This is a genomic window from Janthinobacterium saanense, from assembly GCF_014200675.1.
GTDB lineage: Bacteria > Pseudomonadota > Gammaproteobacteria > Burkholderiales > Burkholderiaceae_D > Janthinobacterium.
Map to the genome: position 1 here is coordinate 124,589 of NZ_JACHCI010000003.1, position 14,402 is coordinate 138,990.

Consider the following 14,402-nt stretch of genomic DNA (forward strand, 5'->3'; position numbering starts at 1 on the left):
AGCTGGACATAAAAAAATGGCACGCCTGCTTGCGCTGGCGTGCCATTTTTTTCAGTGATACAGATCAGGCATGCTTCTGGATGAATTCGCCAATTTTCGGGCAAATGATTTCACGCCAGCGACGGCCCGAGAAGATGCCGTAGTGGCCGCATTTCGGCGCCACGAAGTCTTGCTGCATGTGCGCAGGGATGCTGCTGCACAAATCATGGGCTGCCTGCGTCTGGCCTGCGCCGGAAATGTCATCCAGCTCGCCTTCGACCGTGAACAGCGCCACGTTGGTGATGTCTTGCGGACGCACCAGCTGGCCGCCGACCTTCCAGGTGCCTTTCGGCAAGCTGAATTCCTGGAACACGGTCTTGATCGTGTCCAGATAGTACTCGGCAGGCATGTCCAGCACGGCGTTGTATTCATTGTAGAACTGGCGATGGCCTTCCGCCGGTTCATCGTCGCCCGTCACCAGGTGCATATAGAACTCGCGGTGGCTTTGTGCGTGGCGGCCAGGATTCATGGCGATGAAGCCAGCGTGTTGCAAAAAGCCGGGATAGACCTTGCGGCCAAAGCCCGGATAATTCGGCGGCACGGCATAGATCACGGTGTTTTCAAACCACGAGAATTTCTTTTCCGTCGCAAGATCGTTCACTTGCGTGGGCGAGCGGCGTGGGTCGATCGGGCCGCCCATCATCGTCATGGATTTCGGCATGTGCGGATCTTTGGCGGTCGCCATCAGCGAGATGGCGGCCAGCACGGGCACGGTTGGCTGGCAGACGGAGATCACGTGCAGGTCGGGCGCCAGCAGGCGGATGAACTCTTGCACATAATAAATGTAATCGTCCAGGTGGAACGGGCCTTGGGTCAGCGGCACCATGCGCGCGTCGGTCCAGTCGGTGATGTAGACATCGTGCTCGGCCAGCAAGCCGCGCACCGTATCGCGCAGCAGGGTCGAGTGGTGACCGGACAGGGGGGCAACCAGCAAAACTTTAGGCTGTTGCAAGCCAGTGGCTTCTTTCTTGAAATGGATCAAACGGCAAAACGGTTTGTTTACGACTACGTGTTCGAGGATATTGACGCTCTCGCCCTTGACGAGCACGGATTTTATGTCAAATTGCGGTTTTTCATAGTCTTTGCCAAGGCGGTACATCAGCTCGTAACCGGCTGCGATGCGTTGCGAAAACGGGGTGTGGGCCAGAGGGGAAACCGGGTTGGTAAATAACTTGGAGGACATGTCTGCCCATTGCATCACCGGAGTGAGGAAGGAGCGTTGCAGTTCGTGCAGTTGGTAAAGCATATAGAGTCCTTGTTTAATTCCAAGCGCCAATATCGGCTCAAATATCATAATCCAATTTTATGACATTTGTAGAGGACAAAATGTGCTTTACCGCGCACAGCGTCACACTTTGCGCCCCATTGTGTCAATGCGCCACACTTGTGTGAAAAGATCGGTAATCATGTTTTTAAAGCAAAAAAGCAGCGTTTCCGCTGCTTTTTTAATATTGTTTCTTTATTGGCGATGCGTCTTAGCGTACCAGCATGTCCAGCTTTTCCTTGACGTCCTTGTATTGCTCGGCTTCCGGCAATGCAGCTTTGGTCTTGGTAATCGACGGCCAGTTGCGGGCCAGGTCGACGTTAATCTTGATGAAGGTTTGCTGATCGCCAGGCACGTCTTCTTCCGCGAAAATCGCGTTCACCGGGCACTCTGCCACGCATACTGCGCAATCAATACATTCGTCCGGATCGATTGCCAGGAAATTGGGGCCTTCCCGGAAACAATCTACCGGGCAGACATCGACGCAGTCGGTGTAACGACAAGCGATGCAGGATTCGGTGACAACGTGGGTCATAACAGTCCTATCAATATTGGGAGGTGCTGTAGCGCCTGAAGGAATATCGGCGGCGCATACTAAAGCAAAGCCTCGTATTTTAAGGCAATTCCTTATTTCTCACAAATCCGGCTTAGATACAATACGCATAAGTAAATTCTTTTTTGGCAGCGCCACGGCTGTACAGGGAAGCGCTTCAGTTGGCGGCGCGGATTTGCGCCACCAGGTTTTGCCAGTGGGCATTTTCAGCGCTGCCATCTTCGGCAAAGCTGATCGTGCGGCGCGCGTCGGGAGCCTCGACGGTGATGCGCCAATGCACCAGATCGGCGCCCACGGCGGCGTCGCCAGCCTGGCTGCCATTGAAGAAGCCGCTGCTGGCCAGCGCCGCTTCGAGCGTGCGGCCGGCAGGATGGGTTTGCGTATCGATGTCATAGTGCTCATGCAGGCCGGCAAAGCCGCCGCTGCTGCTGGCTGATATTTTCATGGTGCTCCCTGTGATGGATGGGTTTATTCGGTTCTGCAGGCATAGTCGCGGCACCAGGCGGCCAGCGCGGCCCGTTCCGCATCGAGTTCCTGGTCGGATGTGCTGTATTCGGCGTGGTTCATGGTGCCACAGCAGGCGCGCCGGTCTTGCACGGCGCCGGCTTCATCGACGATGCCGGGTGCATAAGCTGTATGTTCGCCGCCCATGTCCACGCCAGCGCCTGCACTGAGCGTGGTACTGAGCACCTCGCGCCGGGTGAAGCTGCTGCGGATGAAATCGAGATAGCCGGCTTTGCCATCGCTGCTGGCGATGGCCAGCATATGGTTGGCCACGTCGGCATAGCTGGCCGCCAGGTTGGGTGAGGCCAGCAGGGCGCGCAAGACCAGGCCGCGCAGGTAGTCGCCGCAGCGGTGCAGCACGGCAGCGTCGTCTTCCACTTGCGGCTGGCGTTCATGGGAAAAGATGTCGGCCAGGATGTCGTAGATGGCGCCCGTAAATACTTGCGAAATTGCATGCACCTCCGTGCCCGCTTCGGACAGCTTGATGTCATTGTCGGCGTTGCGCAAGCCGTTCGGGCGGCCCAGCGCCAGGCCAAATTGTTCGGCCAGGTCGGCCAGAAAGGTTTTGTCGTGCAAGTCAGACTTGGTCTGGGCGATCACCGCTTCCACCTGGTCCAGCTGCGACAGGGCCAGGAAGATGGCGGTCAGGTCGCCGAATGATTCGTGTAAGCCGCCTGTCTGCGGCGGGTTGTTGCTGAGCAGCCACTGTGGTTTCAATCCATCGAGCACGGCGTGCCCGGTTTCATGCGAAACGATGTCGAGCGAGCGGCAGGTGTAGACGCGCTCGGTGGCGCCGCTGGGAATGAAGTCGCCGAACTTGAGCGCCGTGTCGCTGCGGCTGTAATACGCGTTCATGACATTGGGCAAGCCGTGCGGAAACACACGCAAGGGAGCGGTATTGCTGGCGCTATTCCATTGCCAGGGCAGCGGCGAAGGCGTGCCTATGCTGGCCAGCGCGCGCTGGTACATGGTGAGTGTCATGCGCACGATGGCAAAGGTGTGCACTGCGTCGAACTGGTCGGTGTTGGGCGAGACGATGAAGTCGCCGAAGGCGTTGGGACTGACCTGGGCGATGCCCGGTTCGCCGAAGGTGATGCGTGCATCGCGCGGGCCTTGCAGTATCAGCCCAGGCACGAAGGCCTTGCGTGTGCCCAGTTCGCTCACGGACGGATCTTGCTTCCAGATCAGCATGCGCGAGCCGGCCGGCACGGCCGCCAGTGTGCGCCCGCTGCCATCATTCAGGCGCGGCGGACCAGGCTGCAAGGTCAGCTGGGCCTGCTTGCGGTGCTGGCGGTAGGGTGCTGACGGCGTGGGCACGTAGCCGACGGGCAGGGAAACGCATTGGGTCAGCACGGCTTCGACCGGTACGATGACTTTCTGGTCCATGGCGACTCTCCCTGACTAGCGGCGGCTGGAAGTGAAATCATCTGCCCGCACGGCCCTGGCTGGTTTGATGCGGCGCAAGCGGATGTCGGAAGGGGTGGCTTTCCGGCTGTTATCATGCTGGCCGTGTCGTACCCGTTTTTAATAAAAGGATAGTTTGATGGCGGATATCAATATAGTTCAGCAGCATCAGCTGACAGCAGAAAAGGCCCGTGCAGCGGCGCAGCAAGTGGCTGACAAGCTGGCCCGGGAGTTTGATCTGGCGTGTACCTGGGATGGCGATGTCTTGCGCTTCGAGCGCAGTGGCGTCGACGGTGCGCTGACCCTGGGCAAAGAACAGGCCCAGCTCACAATCAAGCTCGGTTTCATGCTCAGCGCCTTCGCTTCCACGATCGAAGGCAAGATCGCGGAAAAGATGCGCAAGGTGTTTACAGAGCAGGCTTGATGCTGGTCAGGGCGCCTTGTTCGATGCCATTTCTGCATGGCCACGACAGGGCGCCGTGCGCCGCTCTTGGCACTGTTTTACGCTTGACTGTACGTTGCCGCACATTACTACCATGTTTCAATTTAGAAAGCTATTGGACTTTGACGTCTTTTTGCGTTATACTTGACGCATATTTACAACAGCTTCAACGCATCATCTTCTGCTTCGCAGTACTTTTCCTCTGACTTTTTATAGTCATTTGGTTAATATTTCTTCGGGTTATAACACCCGCATCCGCTTAATCGTTTTTGACCGATTTTTTCGGTTAGATACATTTGGTGCCATGTATTTATGGCGCCAGCGTCGCTAAAAGTCCTGAACCACAGCCTCTTTTTAGCACGCACTGGGCACCCCGGCATGACTTATCGATATGCCGGTTACACGCGTGTCATCCCTGCTATCTGTCGCTCCCGTGCGCATTGCGCCGTTGCGTAGCCGACGGAGCAGGGTTTGCTGATACCTGTCGCAAGCTTGCATGCTTGCAAGGTGTCATTCCATTCGTCAAATCGAGGGAGAACCACAACGTGGCAAAACAAATCATTATCGACCATGTATTCAAGGTGTTCGGCGACCAGCCCGATACTGCGCTGGAACTCGTCCACCAGGGCGCCAGCAAACAAGACATCCTGGCCAAGACCGGCTGCACCATCGGCGTGTTCGACGCCAGTTTCACCATTGAAGCAGGCGAGATTTTCGTCATCATGGGCCTGTCCGGTTCGGGCAAGTCCACCCTGGTACGCATGTTGAACCGTCTGATTGAACCGACGGCAGGCAAGATCCTGATCGACGGCAACGATATCAATACCTTGCCGGACGCCCAGTTGCGCGCGCTGCGCCGCAAGGACATCAGCATGGTATTCCAGTCGTTCGCGCTGCTGCCGCAAATTACCGTACTCGACAATACCGCCTTCGGCATGGAGCTGGCCGGCATGCCGAAAGCTGAGCGCCACGCGCTGGCCCAGCAAGCGCTGGAGCAGGTAGGCCTGGCCGGTTATGGCGCCAGTTATCCCGACGAGTTGTCGGGCGGCATGCAGCAGCGTGTGGGCCTGGCCCGTGCGCTGGCTTGCGATCCATCGATTTTGCTGATGGATGAAGCGTTTTCCGCACTCGATCCCATCATCCGCACGGAAATGCAATCGGAACTGCTGCGTTTGCAACAGATCAAGCGCCGCACCATCGTCTTCATTTCGCATGACCTCGATGAAGCGATGCGCATCGGCGACCGCGTTGCCATCATGAAAGATGGCCATGTGGTGCAAGTGGGCACGCCGGAAGAAATCCTGCGCAAACCTGCCAACGATTACGTGCGCAACTTTGTGCGCGGCGTCGATGCGGCGGCGGTCTTCAAGGCCAGCGATATTGCCCGCAAGAGCCAGGTGGTGGTGTCCGAATCGCCGACCCGCGGTTCGCGCGCTGCACTGACCATGCTGGAAGACCAGGACCGGGCGTATGCCTATGTAGTTTGCCCGCAGAAAAAATTCCTCGGCGTGGTATCGGCCGACTCGCTGCGCAACGCGCTCGATGGCCACGTCGGACCGCTGGGCCTGCAGCATGCCTACCTGACTGAAGTGCAGACGATTAATGCCGATGAGCCCGTGGCCGGCCTGTTCGGCCAGGTGGCGCAACTGCCTTACGCCGTTCCAGTGGTGGCCAATGATGGCAGCTTCCGCGGCGCCATCAGCAAGACAACCTTGCTGAAGTTCCTCGACCGCGACACGCCAGCCATTGCCGAGCCACAATTACAGAAAGGACAAGCATGAATCCAGATAACGTTAGCGTAATCGAACCCGTCGTCGAGCAAGCAGCCACTGCCGTTGTACACGCACCGCAAATCAATCCCTGGGCCATGACGCCGCCACCGGCTGGCAGTACCGCCTGGCTCGACGCTGCGGCGCCGGCCGTATCGCCAGAACATGCCACTGGTTTCCACCTGTCGCACATCTTTGACGGTTCGCTGCCACTGGAAAGCTGGATCAACCAGGGCCTGGGCTGGGTCGTGACCCATTTCCGTCCGTTTTTCCAGGCCGTGCGCGCGCCGATCGACAGCACCTTGAATGGCGTGCAGGATGTGCTGATGGTGCTTCCATCGCTGAGCCTGATCGCCATCATCGGCTTGCTGGCCTGGCAATTTACCAGCCGTACTCTGGCCGTCGGCACCGTGCTGGCGCTGCTGGTGGTATCGATGCTGGGCATCTGGCCAGAAGCCATGGTGACCTTGTCGCTGGTGCTGACCTCGCTCGCCTTCTGCCTGGCGATCGGTCTGCCCTTGGGGATTTTCCTCGCCAGCAGCGACCGCGCGCAAAATTTCCTGCGTCCGGTGCTCGACGCCATGCAAACCACGCCCGCCTTCGTGTATCTGGTGCCGGTAGTGATGCTGTTTGGTATCGGTAATGCGCCTGGCGTGATCGTGACGATCATCTTTGCCTTGCCGCCACTGGTGCGCCTGACCAACCTGGGTATCCGCCAGGTGCGTCCCGACCTGATCGAAGCGGCCCGCGCCTACGGTGCGTCGCCGTGGCAATTGCTGACCCGCGTGCAATTTCCGCTGGCCATGCCATCGATCATGGCCGGTATCAACCAGTCGCTGATGCTGTCCCTGTCGATGGTGGTAATTGCCTCGATGATCGCCGTTGGTGGCCTGGGGCAAATGGTATTGCGCGGCATCGGCCGCCTGGACATGGGCCTGGCAACCGTCGGTGGCCTGGGCATCGTGCTGTTGGCCATTACCCTGGACCGCTTGACGCAATCCATGGGCCAGCCGCGCCGTGGCGTGCGCCACTGGTACCAGACGGGCCCAGCCGGTTTCGTGCTGCGCCTGGTGCGCGGCAATGCTGATCGCGCTGAAGCACAGACCACGCAGCAAGCGACGCTTGCCAACGCACAATAAAAAGGAAACGCATGCAACAAACTAAACATTTTAAAGCAACGCAAAAATCGCAACGCCGCTTCAAATGGATCTCGGCCCTGGCGCTTGCCGCCCTGGCCCTGACTACCAGCCTGGCCATGGCGCAGGCGCCAGTCGACGCCAGTCTGCCCGGCGCCGGCATCAAGGTGCAAGCGCTGCAAAGCTCGATCGCGGAAGAAACTTTCCAGACCATGCTGGTCGACCGCGCACTGGAAAAGCTCGGTTACGAGGTGTTGCCGATCAAGGAAGTGGAATATCCGACTGCGCATATCGCGATTGCCAATGGCGACGCTACCTTCATGGCCGTGCACTGGGACCCGATGCACAAGGATTTTTATAACAATGCGGGCGGCGACGCCAAGCTGTCGCGCACCGGGCAGTATGCAGGTCCGGCCGCACAGGGTTATCTGATCGACAAGGCGACCTCGGAAAAGTACAACATCACCAATATCGACCAGTTGCGCGACCCTAACCTGGCCAAGCTGTTCGACCATGACGGCGACGGCAAGGCCGATCTGACCGGTTGCAACCCGGGCTGGGGCTGCGAGGCGCTGATTGAGCATCATATGGATGCCTATAAATTGCGCGACACCGTCAAGCACGTACAAGGCAGTTATGCGGCCCTGATCGCCGATACCCTGGGCCGCTACAAGCGTGGCGAACCCATACTGTATTACACGTGGACGCCCTACTGGGTCAGCGGCGTGCTGGTGCCGGGACGCGACGTGGTTTGGCTCAAGGTACCGTTTTCAGCCAATCCGGACAATGTGAATACCCGCCTCGATGATGGCAGCGATTACGGTTTTGCCGTCAACACGGCGCGTATCGTGGCCAATAAAGCGTGGGTGGAGAAAAACCCGGCAGCGGCCAAGCTGTTCGAAGTGATGCAATTGCCGGTGGCCGACATCAATGCGCAAAACGAGCGCATGCGCACTGGCGAAAACACGCAGCAGGATATCGCGCGCCATACGGATGGCTGGATCAAGTTCCACCAGCAAACGTTTGATGGCTGGATCGCCCAGGCTTTGGCCGCAGCGAAGAAGTAAGCGAAGAAGTAAAAGCGCTTTTTGCATGCGCTGTGAGTGGCTACCGCTTCGGTAGCCACTTTTGCGTTTACAGGCTGTTTTGGTGGTTTTCTGTGAATTTTTTGCCGTTTTTGGCCTGTTTTAAGGTAAAAATGGAGAAACCCGTCAAAACAGGCACGCGCCTGCGAGTGACTACGCATTCCGTAGGCACTATGGCGTTTTTAGGCTGTTTCAGTGGTTTTTGGTGATTTTTTCGCCGTTTTTGGCCAATTTCAGGTGCAACATGGGGAAAGGCTTGCCGAAAGGGTCCAGTTCGGACCGGCTTTCCTCGATAAAGCCCATATGGCGGTAAAAATCGTGGCCTTGCGTATTGTGTTCGTTGACGTCGACGGCGGTCGCGCCCAGCTTGTCCGTGGCGTAGCTCATCAGGGTACGGCCGGCGCCATTGCCGCGCTGATCAGGACGCACGAACAGCATCTCGATCTTGTGCGCCTCGACGCACATAAAGGCATACGCATTGTCGTCAGTGCAGCGCAATACATGCAGCGACTGTACGCTGGTGGCACGCGCCAGCTCGATACGGACAAAAGGACTGAGGAAATCGATATCGGCAGGGCTGAGGAAATCGTGGGTGGCGATGACGGCAGCATGCCAGACGTCGAACAAGTGCGGCAGGTCGCTCACTTGGGCAGGGCGGATGGTGTGGTGGTTCATGATGCATCGGTAAAAAAAGCTGCCCCGGACGGCGCCAGGGCAGGCATAGCGCGGAAGTTTAGTCTTTCAAATCTTCGATCAGATCAATGTATTGCTGCTGCGCATCTTCTTTCGAGGTGCCAGCCAGGGCTGTCCACGCGTCAAATTTGGCGCGGTTGACGAAATCGGTCATGCCAGGGCGCTCGCCGGTGGCGTCGCCGTTCGCAGCTTGCTTGAACAGTGCGTAGATTTTCAGCAAGGTCATATTGTCCGGACGTTCGGACAGGGTCTTGGAATCGAGCTGTGCTTGGTCGAATTGCTCTTGTAGACTCATGGTATCTCCTGTGGGCTGGATGAATCGCTGTGACGAATATCGCTGTGATAAATATTGCTGTAACAAATGGCTGCGCAAGCCCGGCGGAGTGGCCACCGTGCCTGCCGCATATCTGACATCATAGTGAAAAAAAACGGCCCTGCATTAGAGGGGATACTCAAAACAGAGCTTGCATAAAAAACGCCGCCTGATGGCGGCGCTTGGGACAGTTGACGCTAAGGTTTATACGCCCAGCAGTTCGACGTCAAAAATCAGGGTAGCGTTCGGTGGAATCGCGCCGCCGGCGCCGCGCGTACCGTAGCCCAGTGCCGAAGGGATGATCAACTGGCGCTTGCCGCCAATTTTCATGCCTTGTACGCCTTCGTCCCAGCCCTGGATGACGCGGCCGGCGCCCAGCGGGAATTCGAACGGGTCGTTGCGGTCCTTGCTCGAATCGAATTTCGAACCGGCGCTGCCATCGTCGTTTTGCAGCCAGCCCGTGTAATGCACGACAACATTGTTGCCCGCTTTGGCTTCAGCGCCTTCGCCGATGACGGTGTCGATGTATTGCAGGCCGGAGGCGGTGGTGATGGTGGACATAGTATTCCTTATGGTTCGGATAAAAGCTTCAGATTGTAGTGCAAGCGCCGCCAAAGCGCCAAGACGGGTCCTGGCGCAGTCAAAACACGAAAGGACATGCTGCCCGGTAATTGTTCACACAGCAGGGTATTTATTAAAAAAAACAGTGTTTCAAAGTAAAATGGCTGTTTTGTAATTAACAGTGAACTCATCGTGATTGCTATGTTTCGTCGCCTCCACCGCCTGTCTGTACTGTGTTTGCTTTGCTTCCTGTCCACGGCGCAAGCCGAAGTGGTGGTGGTGCTCAATTCCCGTGACGCCACGGTGCAACTATTGGATCAAAAGACGTACGCACCACTGTCGACTTTTTCGGTCGGCAAGGAGCCGCATCACTTGATGGAGACGCCAGACGGCAAGTCGCTGATCGTCGCCAGTGCCGTTGGCAATGAATTGATCTTCCTGGACCCGGTGTCGGGCCAGATCCAGCGCCGCATTCCGAATATCCTCGACCCTTACCAGATCGGTTTTTCGCCAGACCAGAAGTGGTTCATCTCCAATTCCCTGCGCCTGGACCGCATCGACCTGTATCGTTATGACGGCACCAACCTGACCCTGGCCAAGCGCATCGCGCTGCCGAAAATGCCCAGCCATATGGCATTTACGGAAGACAGCAGCATGGCCTTCATTACCCAGCAGGGTAGCAACCAGGTCAGCGCCATCGATCTGGCCACGCAAACGGTGAAATGGACCATGCCCGTCGGTCCCGCGCCAGCTGGCATTACGGTCACGCCGGACGGCAAGTATCTGCTGGTGGGCATCATGGGCAGCGATTACGTGGAAGTGATCGACTGGCGCGCGCAGAAAAGCATCAAGCGCATCAAGGCTGGCGCTGGCGCGCATAATTTTCGCGCGCTCGGTGATAAACGCATGACGTTTGTCTCGAACCGCGTGTCGAACACCATCAATATCATCGACCAGACCACGCTGGAAAACGTCGGCACCATCAATGTGCCGGGCGGCCCGGACTGCATGGAAATCACGCCCGATGGCAAGACCATGTGGGTGACTTTGCGCTGGATCAAGAAAGTGGCCGTGATCGACATTCCCAGCCGCAAGGTCATCAAGCTGATCCCCGTGGGCCGCTCGCCGCACGGTGTGTATTTCTCGCGCCATTCGCCGCGCATGTGAGCATGCGCTCACTTTCCTCCTTGTGGCTGCTGCTGGCGTTCTCCAGCCTGCCTGTACAAGCTGCTGCGCCGGTCTGCAAGGGCACGATTTACCTGACCTTTGACACGGGCAGCCAGTCGCAGGCCCAGTTGATCGCCGATGTACTCAACAAGCATCACGTCAAAGCCACTTTTTTCCTGGCCAATGAAAAAACCACGCGCGGCGATTATTCGCTGGACCCCAGCTGGGCGCCGTACTGGAAAGCCCGCGTCGCCGAAGGCCATGCCTTTGGTACGCATACGTTTGACCACGTGTACTGGAAAAAAGATCTGCCCAATGGACTGATCCAGGTCAAGCCGCAGTTCGGCAAGGAGGGCGGCAAGCTGCTTTCCGTCACGCCCGGGCAGTTTTGTGAACAATTGCGCCGCGTCGACCAGCGATTCCAGGAATTGACCGGGCATCAGCTCGATCCGTTCTGGCGCGCGCCGGGCGGTTATACTTCGCCCCGGACTTTGGCGGCAGGCAGCGCTTGCGCTTATCGCCACGCGGGCTGGGCGCCGGCCGGGTATTCGGGCGATGAGCTGCCTAGCGACAAGTATCCGAACGCCATGCTGCTCAAGAAAGCCCTGGCGAACTTGCGCAGTGGCGATATTTTTATTGCCCACATGGGCATCTGGTCGCGCAAGGATGCGTGGGCGCCTGCCAACCTCGATGCCCTGGTGACGGGCTTGCAGGACAAGGGCTTTTGCTTCGCCACCTTGCGTGAGCACCCTGACTATGTAAAAAAGAAAGATTAGCCATGATAGCTGCCTTGCTTGCTCCCATCGTTGCCGCGGTGGTCGATACCTTTGGCCAGGCGCAAGGCTGGCTGTTCCAGACGGTGGTTCATCCTGTTGTGTATCACCTGGGTTTTGGCGAATTTACCGAAGAAGCCTTCGAAGGCACGGAGTGGCTGTTGATCGGCATGTGCGAGTTGCTGCTGCTGTTCCTGGTGCTGCGTCCGATGGAAGCCCTGATCCCTGCGCAAAAGATCACCGATCCACGTGCGCGCTGGAACGATTTTCTTTATACCGTGCTGCACCGTATCGGCCTGTTTTCCGTGCTGATTTTCTTCACGCTCGACCCGCTGATGGATACGCTGGCCGGCGCCTTGCGCTTCGACAATGTGCGTCCGCTGCACCTTGAAACGCTGTTGCCGGGCATCAGTCCGCTCGCCAGCTTCCTGATTTATTTTGTTTTGCTCGACTTTGTCGACTATTGCTATCACCGCGCTTCCCACCATTTCGGCTGGTGGTGGGGCTTGCACAGCTTGCACCACAGCCAGCAAAACCTGAATCTGTGGAGCGATAACCGCAACCATTTGCTCGATGACTTGCTGCGCGACGTGGTGATGGCCGTGATCGCGCTGGGCATCGGCGTGCCGCCTGGCCAATATATCTTGCTGGTATCGATTTCGCGCATTTTGCAAAGCTTGCAGCACGCCAATGTAAGGCTGCACTTCGGCCGCATCGGCGAGCGCCTGCTGGTATCGCCCCGTTTTCACCGCACCCACCATGCGATTGGAATCGGGCATGAATCGAAGGGCAAGGGCAGCATGGGCGGCTGCAACTTTGGCGTCGTCCTGCCAATTTGGGATATGCTGCTGGGCACCGCCAATTTCTCCACCGGCTATGCACGCACGGGGGTGCGCGACCAGCTGGCCCGCATCGACCGCAATGGCATCGGTCGGCCGGGGCGCAACTATGGTCGTGGCTTCTGGCAACAACAGTGGCTGGGCTTGCGACGCATGGTGGAATTTGCAAGAAAAAAAGGACGTTCTTGATGCGCAATGTATTTAATTCCTATGGCCGCGCTTTTCTGTCTCAGCTGCACGGCAAGATGCTGTTGCTGAGCGTATTGCCATTTCTGCTGTCGCTGGTGCTGTGGGGCGCGCTGCTATGGGTGGGCTTGCAACCGCTGATCGACAGCCTGCACGCCTTGTTTACGGAGCATGACTTCTTCCACGCCAGCGGCCAGATACTGGCCATGGTGGGCCTGGGCATGCTGAAAACCGTGGTCGTGCCCCTGATCGCCATGTTTTTGCTGCTGCCGCTGATGATATTGACGGCGCTGATCTTCATGGGCCTGTTCGCCATGCCCGTGATTTCGCGCCACGTGGGTGGCCGACATTTTCCGCAACTGCAAAAAAAACATGGCGGCAGCCTGCTGGGCAGTGTGGGCACGGCTTTGGCTACTTTTGTGATCTTTATCCTGGCGTGGCTGGTCTTGCTGCCCCTGTATGTGTTTCCGCCGGCGGCCCTGGCCGCGCAGGCGGTGCTGTGGGGCTGGCTCACTTACCGGGTGATGGCGTACGATGCGCTGGCCGATTACGCCACGGCGGAAGAGCGGCAGGCGGTGACGCGCGCGCGGCGCTGGCCCTTGCTGGCGATCGGCATGGTTTCGGGCGCGGCCGGTTCTGTGCCGGGCTTGCTGTGGATGGGCGGCGTGATGTCGGTGGTGTTTTTCCCCTTCATCGCGGCGTTCGCGATCTGGCTGTATGTGCTGATCTTTATTTTTACGGGCCTGTGGTTTCAGTATTACTGCCTGGAAGCGCTGTCGGCCCTGCGTGGTCAGCGCGGCATGCGGGATGTGGCGCCCGCTGACCTCTGATCTTAATTTATAGAATTTTAAGGAAGTTTCATGGCTATCGGACTGATCATCATTGGCGACGAAATCCTGTCGGGCAAGCGTACGGACCAGCATTTCCCGAAAGTGGTGAGCATGCTCAAGGCGCGCGGCTTGCAATTGAGCTGGGCGGAATATGTGGGCGATGAGCCCGAGCGCATCGTTGCCTTGCTCAAGCGCAGCTTTGCCAGCGGCGATATCGTGTTTTCCTTTGGCGGCATTGGCGCCACGCCCGACGACCATACGCGCCAGGCCGCCGCCGACGCGCTGGGCTTGCCGCTGCTGCTGCATCCGCAGGGGAAAATCAATATCCAGCAGCGCATCACGGAAATGGGGCTGGAGGCGGGCGTGCCGGCCGACTTGAATACACCGGAAAACCTGCATCGTCTGAAGATGGCCGAGTTCGTCCAGGGCGCGGAGCTGATTCCGAATCCGTATAACAAGATCGCCGGTTTCGCCGTGCGCGAGCATTATTTTGTACCGGGCTTCCCTGTCATGTCCTGGCCGATGATCGAATGGGTGCTCGATACCCATTACGCCCATTTGTTCAACCAGGTGCCGCATGCGGAACACGCCTTGCTCGTGTATGAAACGGCAGAATCCCTGCTGACGCCGCTGATGGTGAGGCTGGAAGCGCAATATCCCCTGATCAAGGTGTTCAGCCTGCCCAGCGTGGGTGATGCCGTTACCCGCCGTCATATCGAACTGGGCGTGAAAGGCGAGCCGGCACAGGCTGCGGCCGCCTTTGCCGAGATGTGTGGCGAGCTCGACAGCATGCACGCCGAATACGTCGGGATCTGACTTTCCGCCAGCCCCGCGCCGGCAGTTT

At 58.1% G+C, this 14,402-nt stretch carries 16 protein-coding genes; 9 read left to right on the forward strand and 7 right to left on the reverse strand.

All coding sequences use genetic code 11. The features are described from left to right. Positions 1-64 precede the first annotated feature (64 nt). The 4 genes from HDE72_RS05745 to HDE72_RS05760 all read right to left on the reverse strand — a co-directional run bounded on the left by HDE72_RS05745 (position 65) and on the right by HDE72_RS05760 (position 3,746). Complete coding sequence (locus tag HDE72_RS05745; protein ID WP_183737847.1) at positions 65-1,285, reverse strand: polyhydroxyalkanoate depolymerase; 1,221 nt, start codon at positions 1,283-1,285, stop codon at positions 65-67. A 229-nt stretch (positions 1,286-1,514) separates the two neighbouring features. Beyond that, positions 1,515-1,838, reverse strand: coding sequence for a ferredoxin FdxA (fdxA, locus tag HDE72_RS05750; protein WP_183737849.1), 324 nt, complete (start codon positions 1,836-1,838; stop codon positions 1,515-1,517). A gap of 175 nt (positions 1,839-2,013) precedes the next feature. Next, complete coding sequence (locus HDE72_RS05755; protein WP_183737851.1) at positions 2,014-2,301, reverse strand: protealysin inhibitor emfourin; 288 nt, start codon at positions 2,299-2,301, stop codon at positions 2,014-2,016. A gap of 23 nt (positions 2,302-2,324) precedes the next feature. Then, the gene (locus HDE72_RS05760; protein WP_183737852.1) at positions 2,325-3,746 is read right to left on the reverse strand and encodes a gluzincin family metallopeptidase; all 1,422 of its coding nucleotides are present in this window, start codon (positions 3,744-3,746) and stop codon (positions 2,325-2,327) included. A 157-nt stretch (positions 3,747-3,903) separates the two neighbouring features. Between HDE72_RS05760 and HDE72_RS05765 the strand changes: the two genes are divergently transcribed. The 4 genes from HDE72_RS05765 to proX all read left to right on the forward strand — a co-directional run bounded on the left by HDE72_RS05765 (position 3,904) and on the right by proX (position 8,178). Beyond that, positions 3,904-4,188 (forward strand): polyhydroxyalkanoic acid system family protein, encoded by a 285-nt coding sequence (locus HDE72_RS05765; RefSeq protein WP_183737854.1) that lies wholly within the window; start codon positions 3,904-3,906, stop codon positions 4,186-4,188. A gap of 563 nt (positions 4,189-4,751) precedes the next feature. Then, on the forward strand, positions 4,752-5,987 hold the full coding sequence (proV, locus tag HDE72_RS05770; protein WP_183737856.1) for a glycine betaine/L-proline ABC transporter ATP-binding protein ProV: 1,236 nt from the start codon (positions 4,752-4,754) through the stop codon (positions 5,985-5,987). An 86-nt stretch (positions 5,988-6,073) separates the two neighbouring features. Continuing rightward, positions 6,074-7,114: a glycine betaine/L-proline ABC transporter permease ProW gene (gene proW, locus HDE72_RS05775; RefSeq protein ID WP_260176553.1), complete on the forward strand. Its 1,041-nt coding sequence runs from the start codon at positions 6,074-6,076 to the stop codon at positions 7,112-7,114. Between the two features lie 11 nt (positions 7,115-7,125). After that, positions 7,126-8,178 carry a glycine betaine/L-proline ABC transporter substrate-binding protein ProX gene (gene proX, locus HDE72_RS05780; protein ID WP_183737860.1) on the forward strand — a complete coding sequence of 351 codons (1,053 nt, stop codon included), beginning with the start codon at positions 7,126-7,128 and terminating at the stop codon, positions 8,176-8,178. A 210-nt stretch (positions 8,179-8,388) separates the two neighbouring features. Here proX and HDE72_RS05785 read toward each other — a convergent pair whose 3' ends face one another. From HDE72_RS05785 to HDE72_RS05795, 3 genes are all read right to left on the reverse strand, one after another. After that, positions 8,389-8,871: a GNAT family N-acetyltransferase gene (locus tag HDE72_RS05785; RefSeq protein WP_183737862.1), complete on the reverse strand. Its 483-nt coding sequence runs from the start codon at positions 8,869-8,871 to the stop codon at positions 8,389-8,391. Between the two features lie 58 nt (positions 8,872-8,929). Continuing rightward, the gene (locus tag HDE72_RS05790) at positions 8,930-9,184 is read right to left on the reverse strand and encodes an acyl-CoA-binding protein (RefSeq protein ID WP_183737864.1); all 255 of its coding nucleotides are present in this window, start codon (positions 9,182-9,184) and stop codon (positions 8,930-8,932) included. 222 nt (positions 9,185-9,406) lie between these two features. Beyond that, positions 9,407-9,763, reverse strand: coding sequence for an FKBP-type peptidyl-prolyl cis-trans isomerase (locus HDE72_RS05795; protein ID WP_183737866.1), 357 nt, complete (start codon positions 9,761-9,763; stop codon positions 9,407-9,409). 201 nt (positions 9,764-9,964) lie between these two features. Here HDE72_RS05795 and HDE72_RS05800 point away from each other — a divergent pair, with 201 nt between their 5' ends. From HDE72_RS05800 to HDE72_RS05820, 5 genes are read left to right on the forward strand one after another with little or no spacing between them, the layout of a single operon-like run. Further along, the gene (locus tag HDE72_RS05800; protein WP_183737868.1) at positions 9,965-10,930 is read left to right on the forward strand and encodes a YVTN family beta-propeller repeat protein; all 966 of its coding nucleotides are present in this window, start codon (positions 9,965-9,967) and stop codon (positions 10,928-10,930) included. A 2-nt stretch (positions 10,931-10,932) separates the two neighbouring features. Then, the gene (locus tag HDE72_RS05805) at positions 10,933-11,706 is read left to right on the forward strand and encodes a polysaccharide deacetylase family protein (RefSeq protein ID WP_183737870.1); all 774 of its coding nucleotides are present in this window, start codon (positions 10,933-10,935) and stop codon (positions 11,704-11,706) included. Between the two features lie 2 nt (positions 11,707-11,708). Beyond that, entirely contained in the window at positions 11,709-12,731 is a 1,023-nt protein-coding gene (locus HDE72_RS05810; RefSeq protein ID WP_183737872.1) for a sterol desaturase family protein, read from the forward strand. Continuing rightward, positions 12,731-13,558, forward strand: coding sequence for an EI24 domain-containing protein (locus tag HDE72_RS05815; protein ID WP_183737874.1), 828 nt, complete (start codon positions 12,731-12,733; stop codon positions 13,556-13,558). The genes HDE72_RS05810 and HDE72_RS05815 overlap by 1 nt, the downstream gene beginning before the upstream one ends. Before the next feature lie 30 nt (positions 13,559-13,588). Then, entirely contained in the window at positions 13,589-14,374 is a 786-nt protein-coding gene (locus HDE72_RS05820; RefSeq protein WP_183737876.1) for a competence/damage-inducible protein A, read from the forward strand. Positions 14,375-14,402 lie beyond the last annotated feature (28 nt).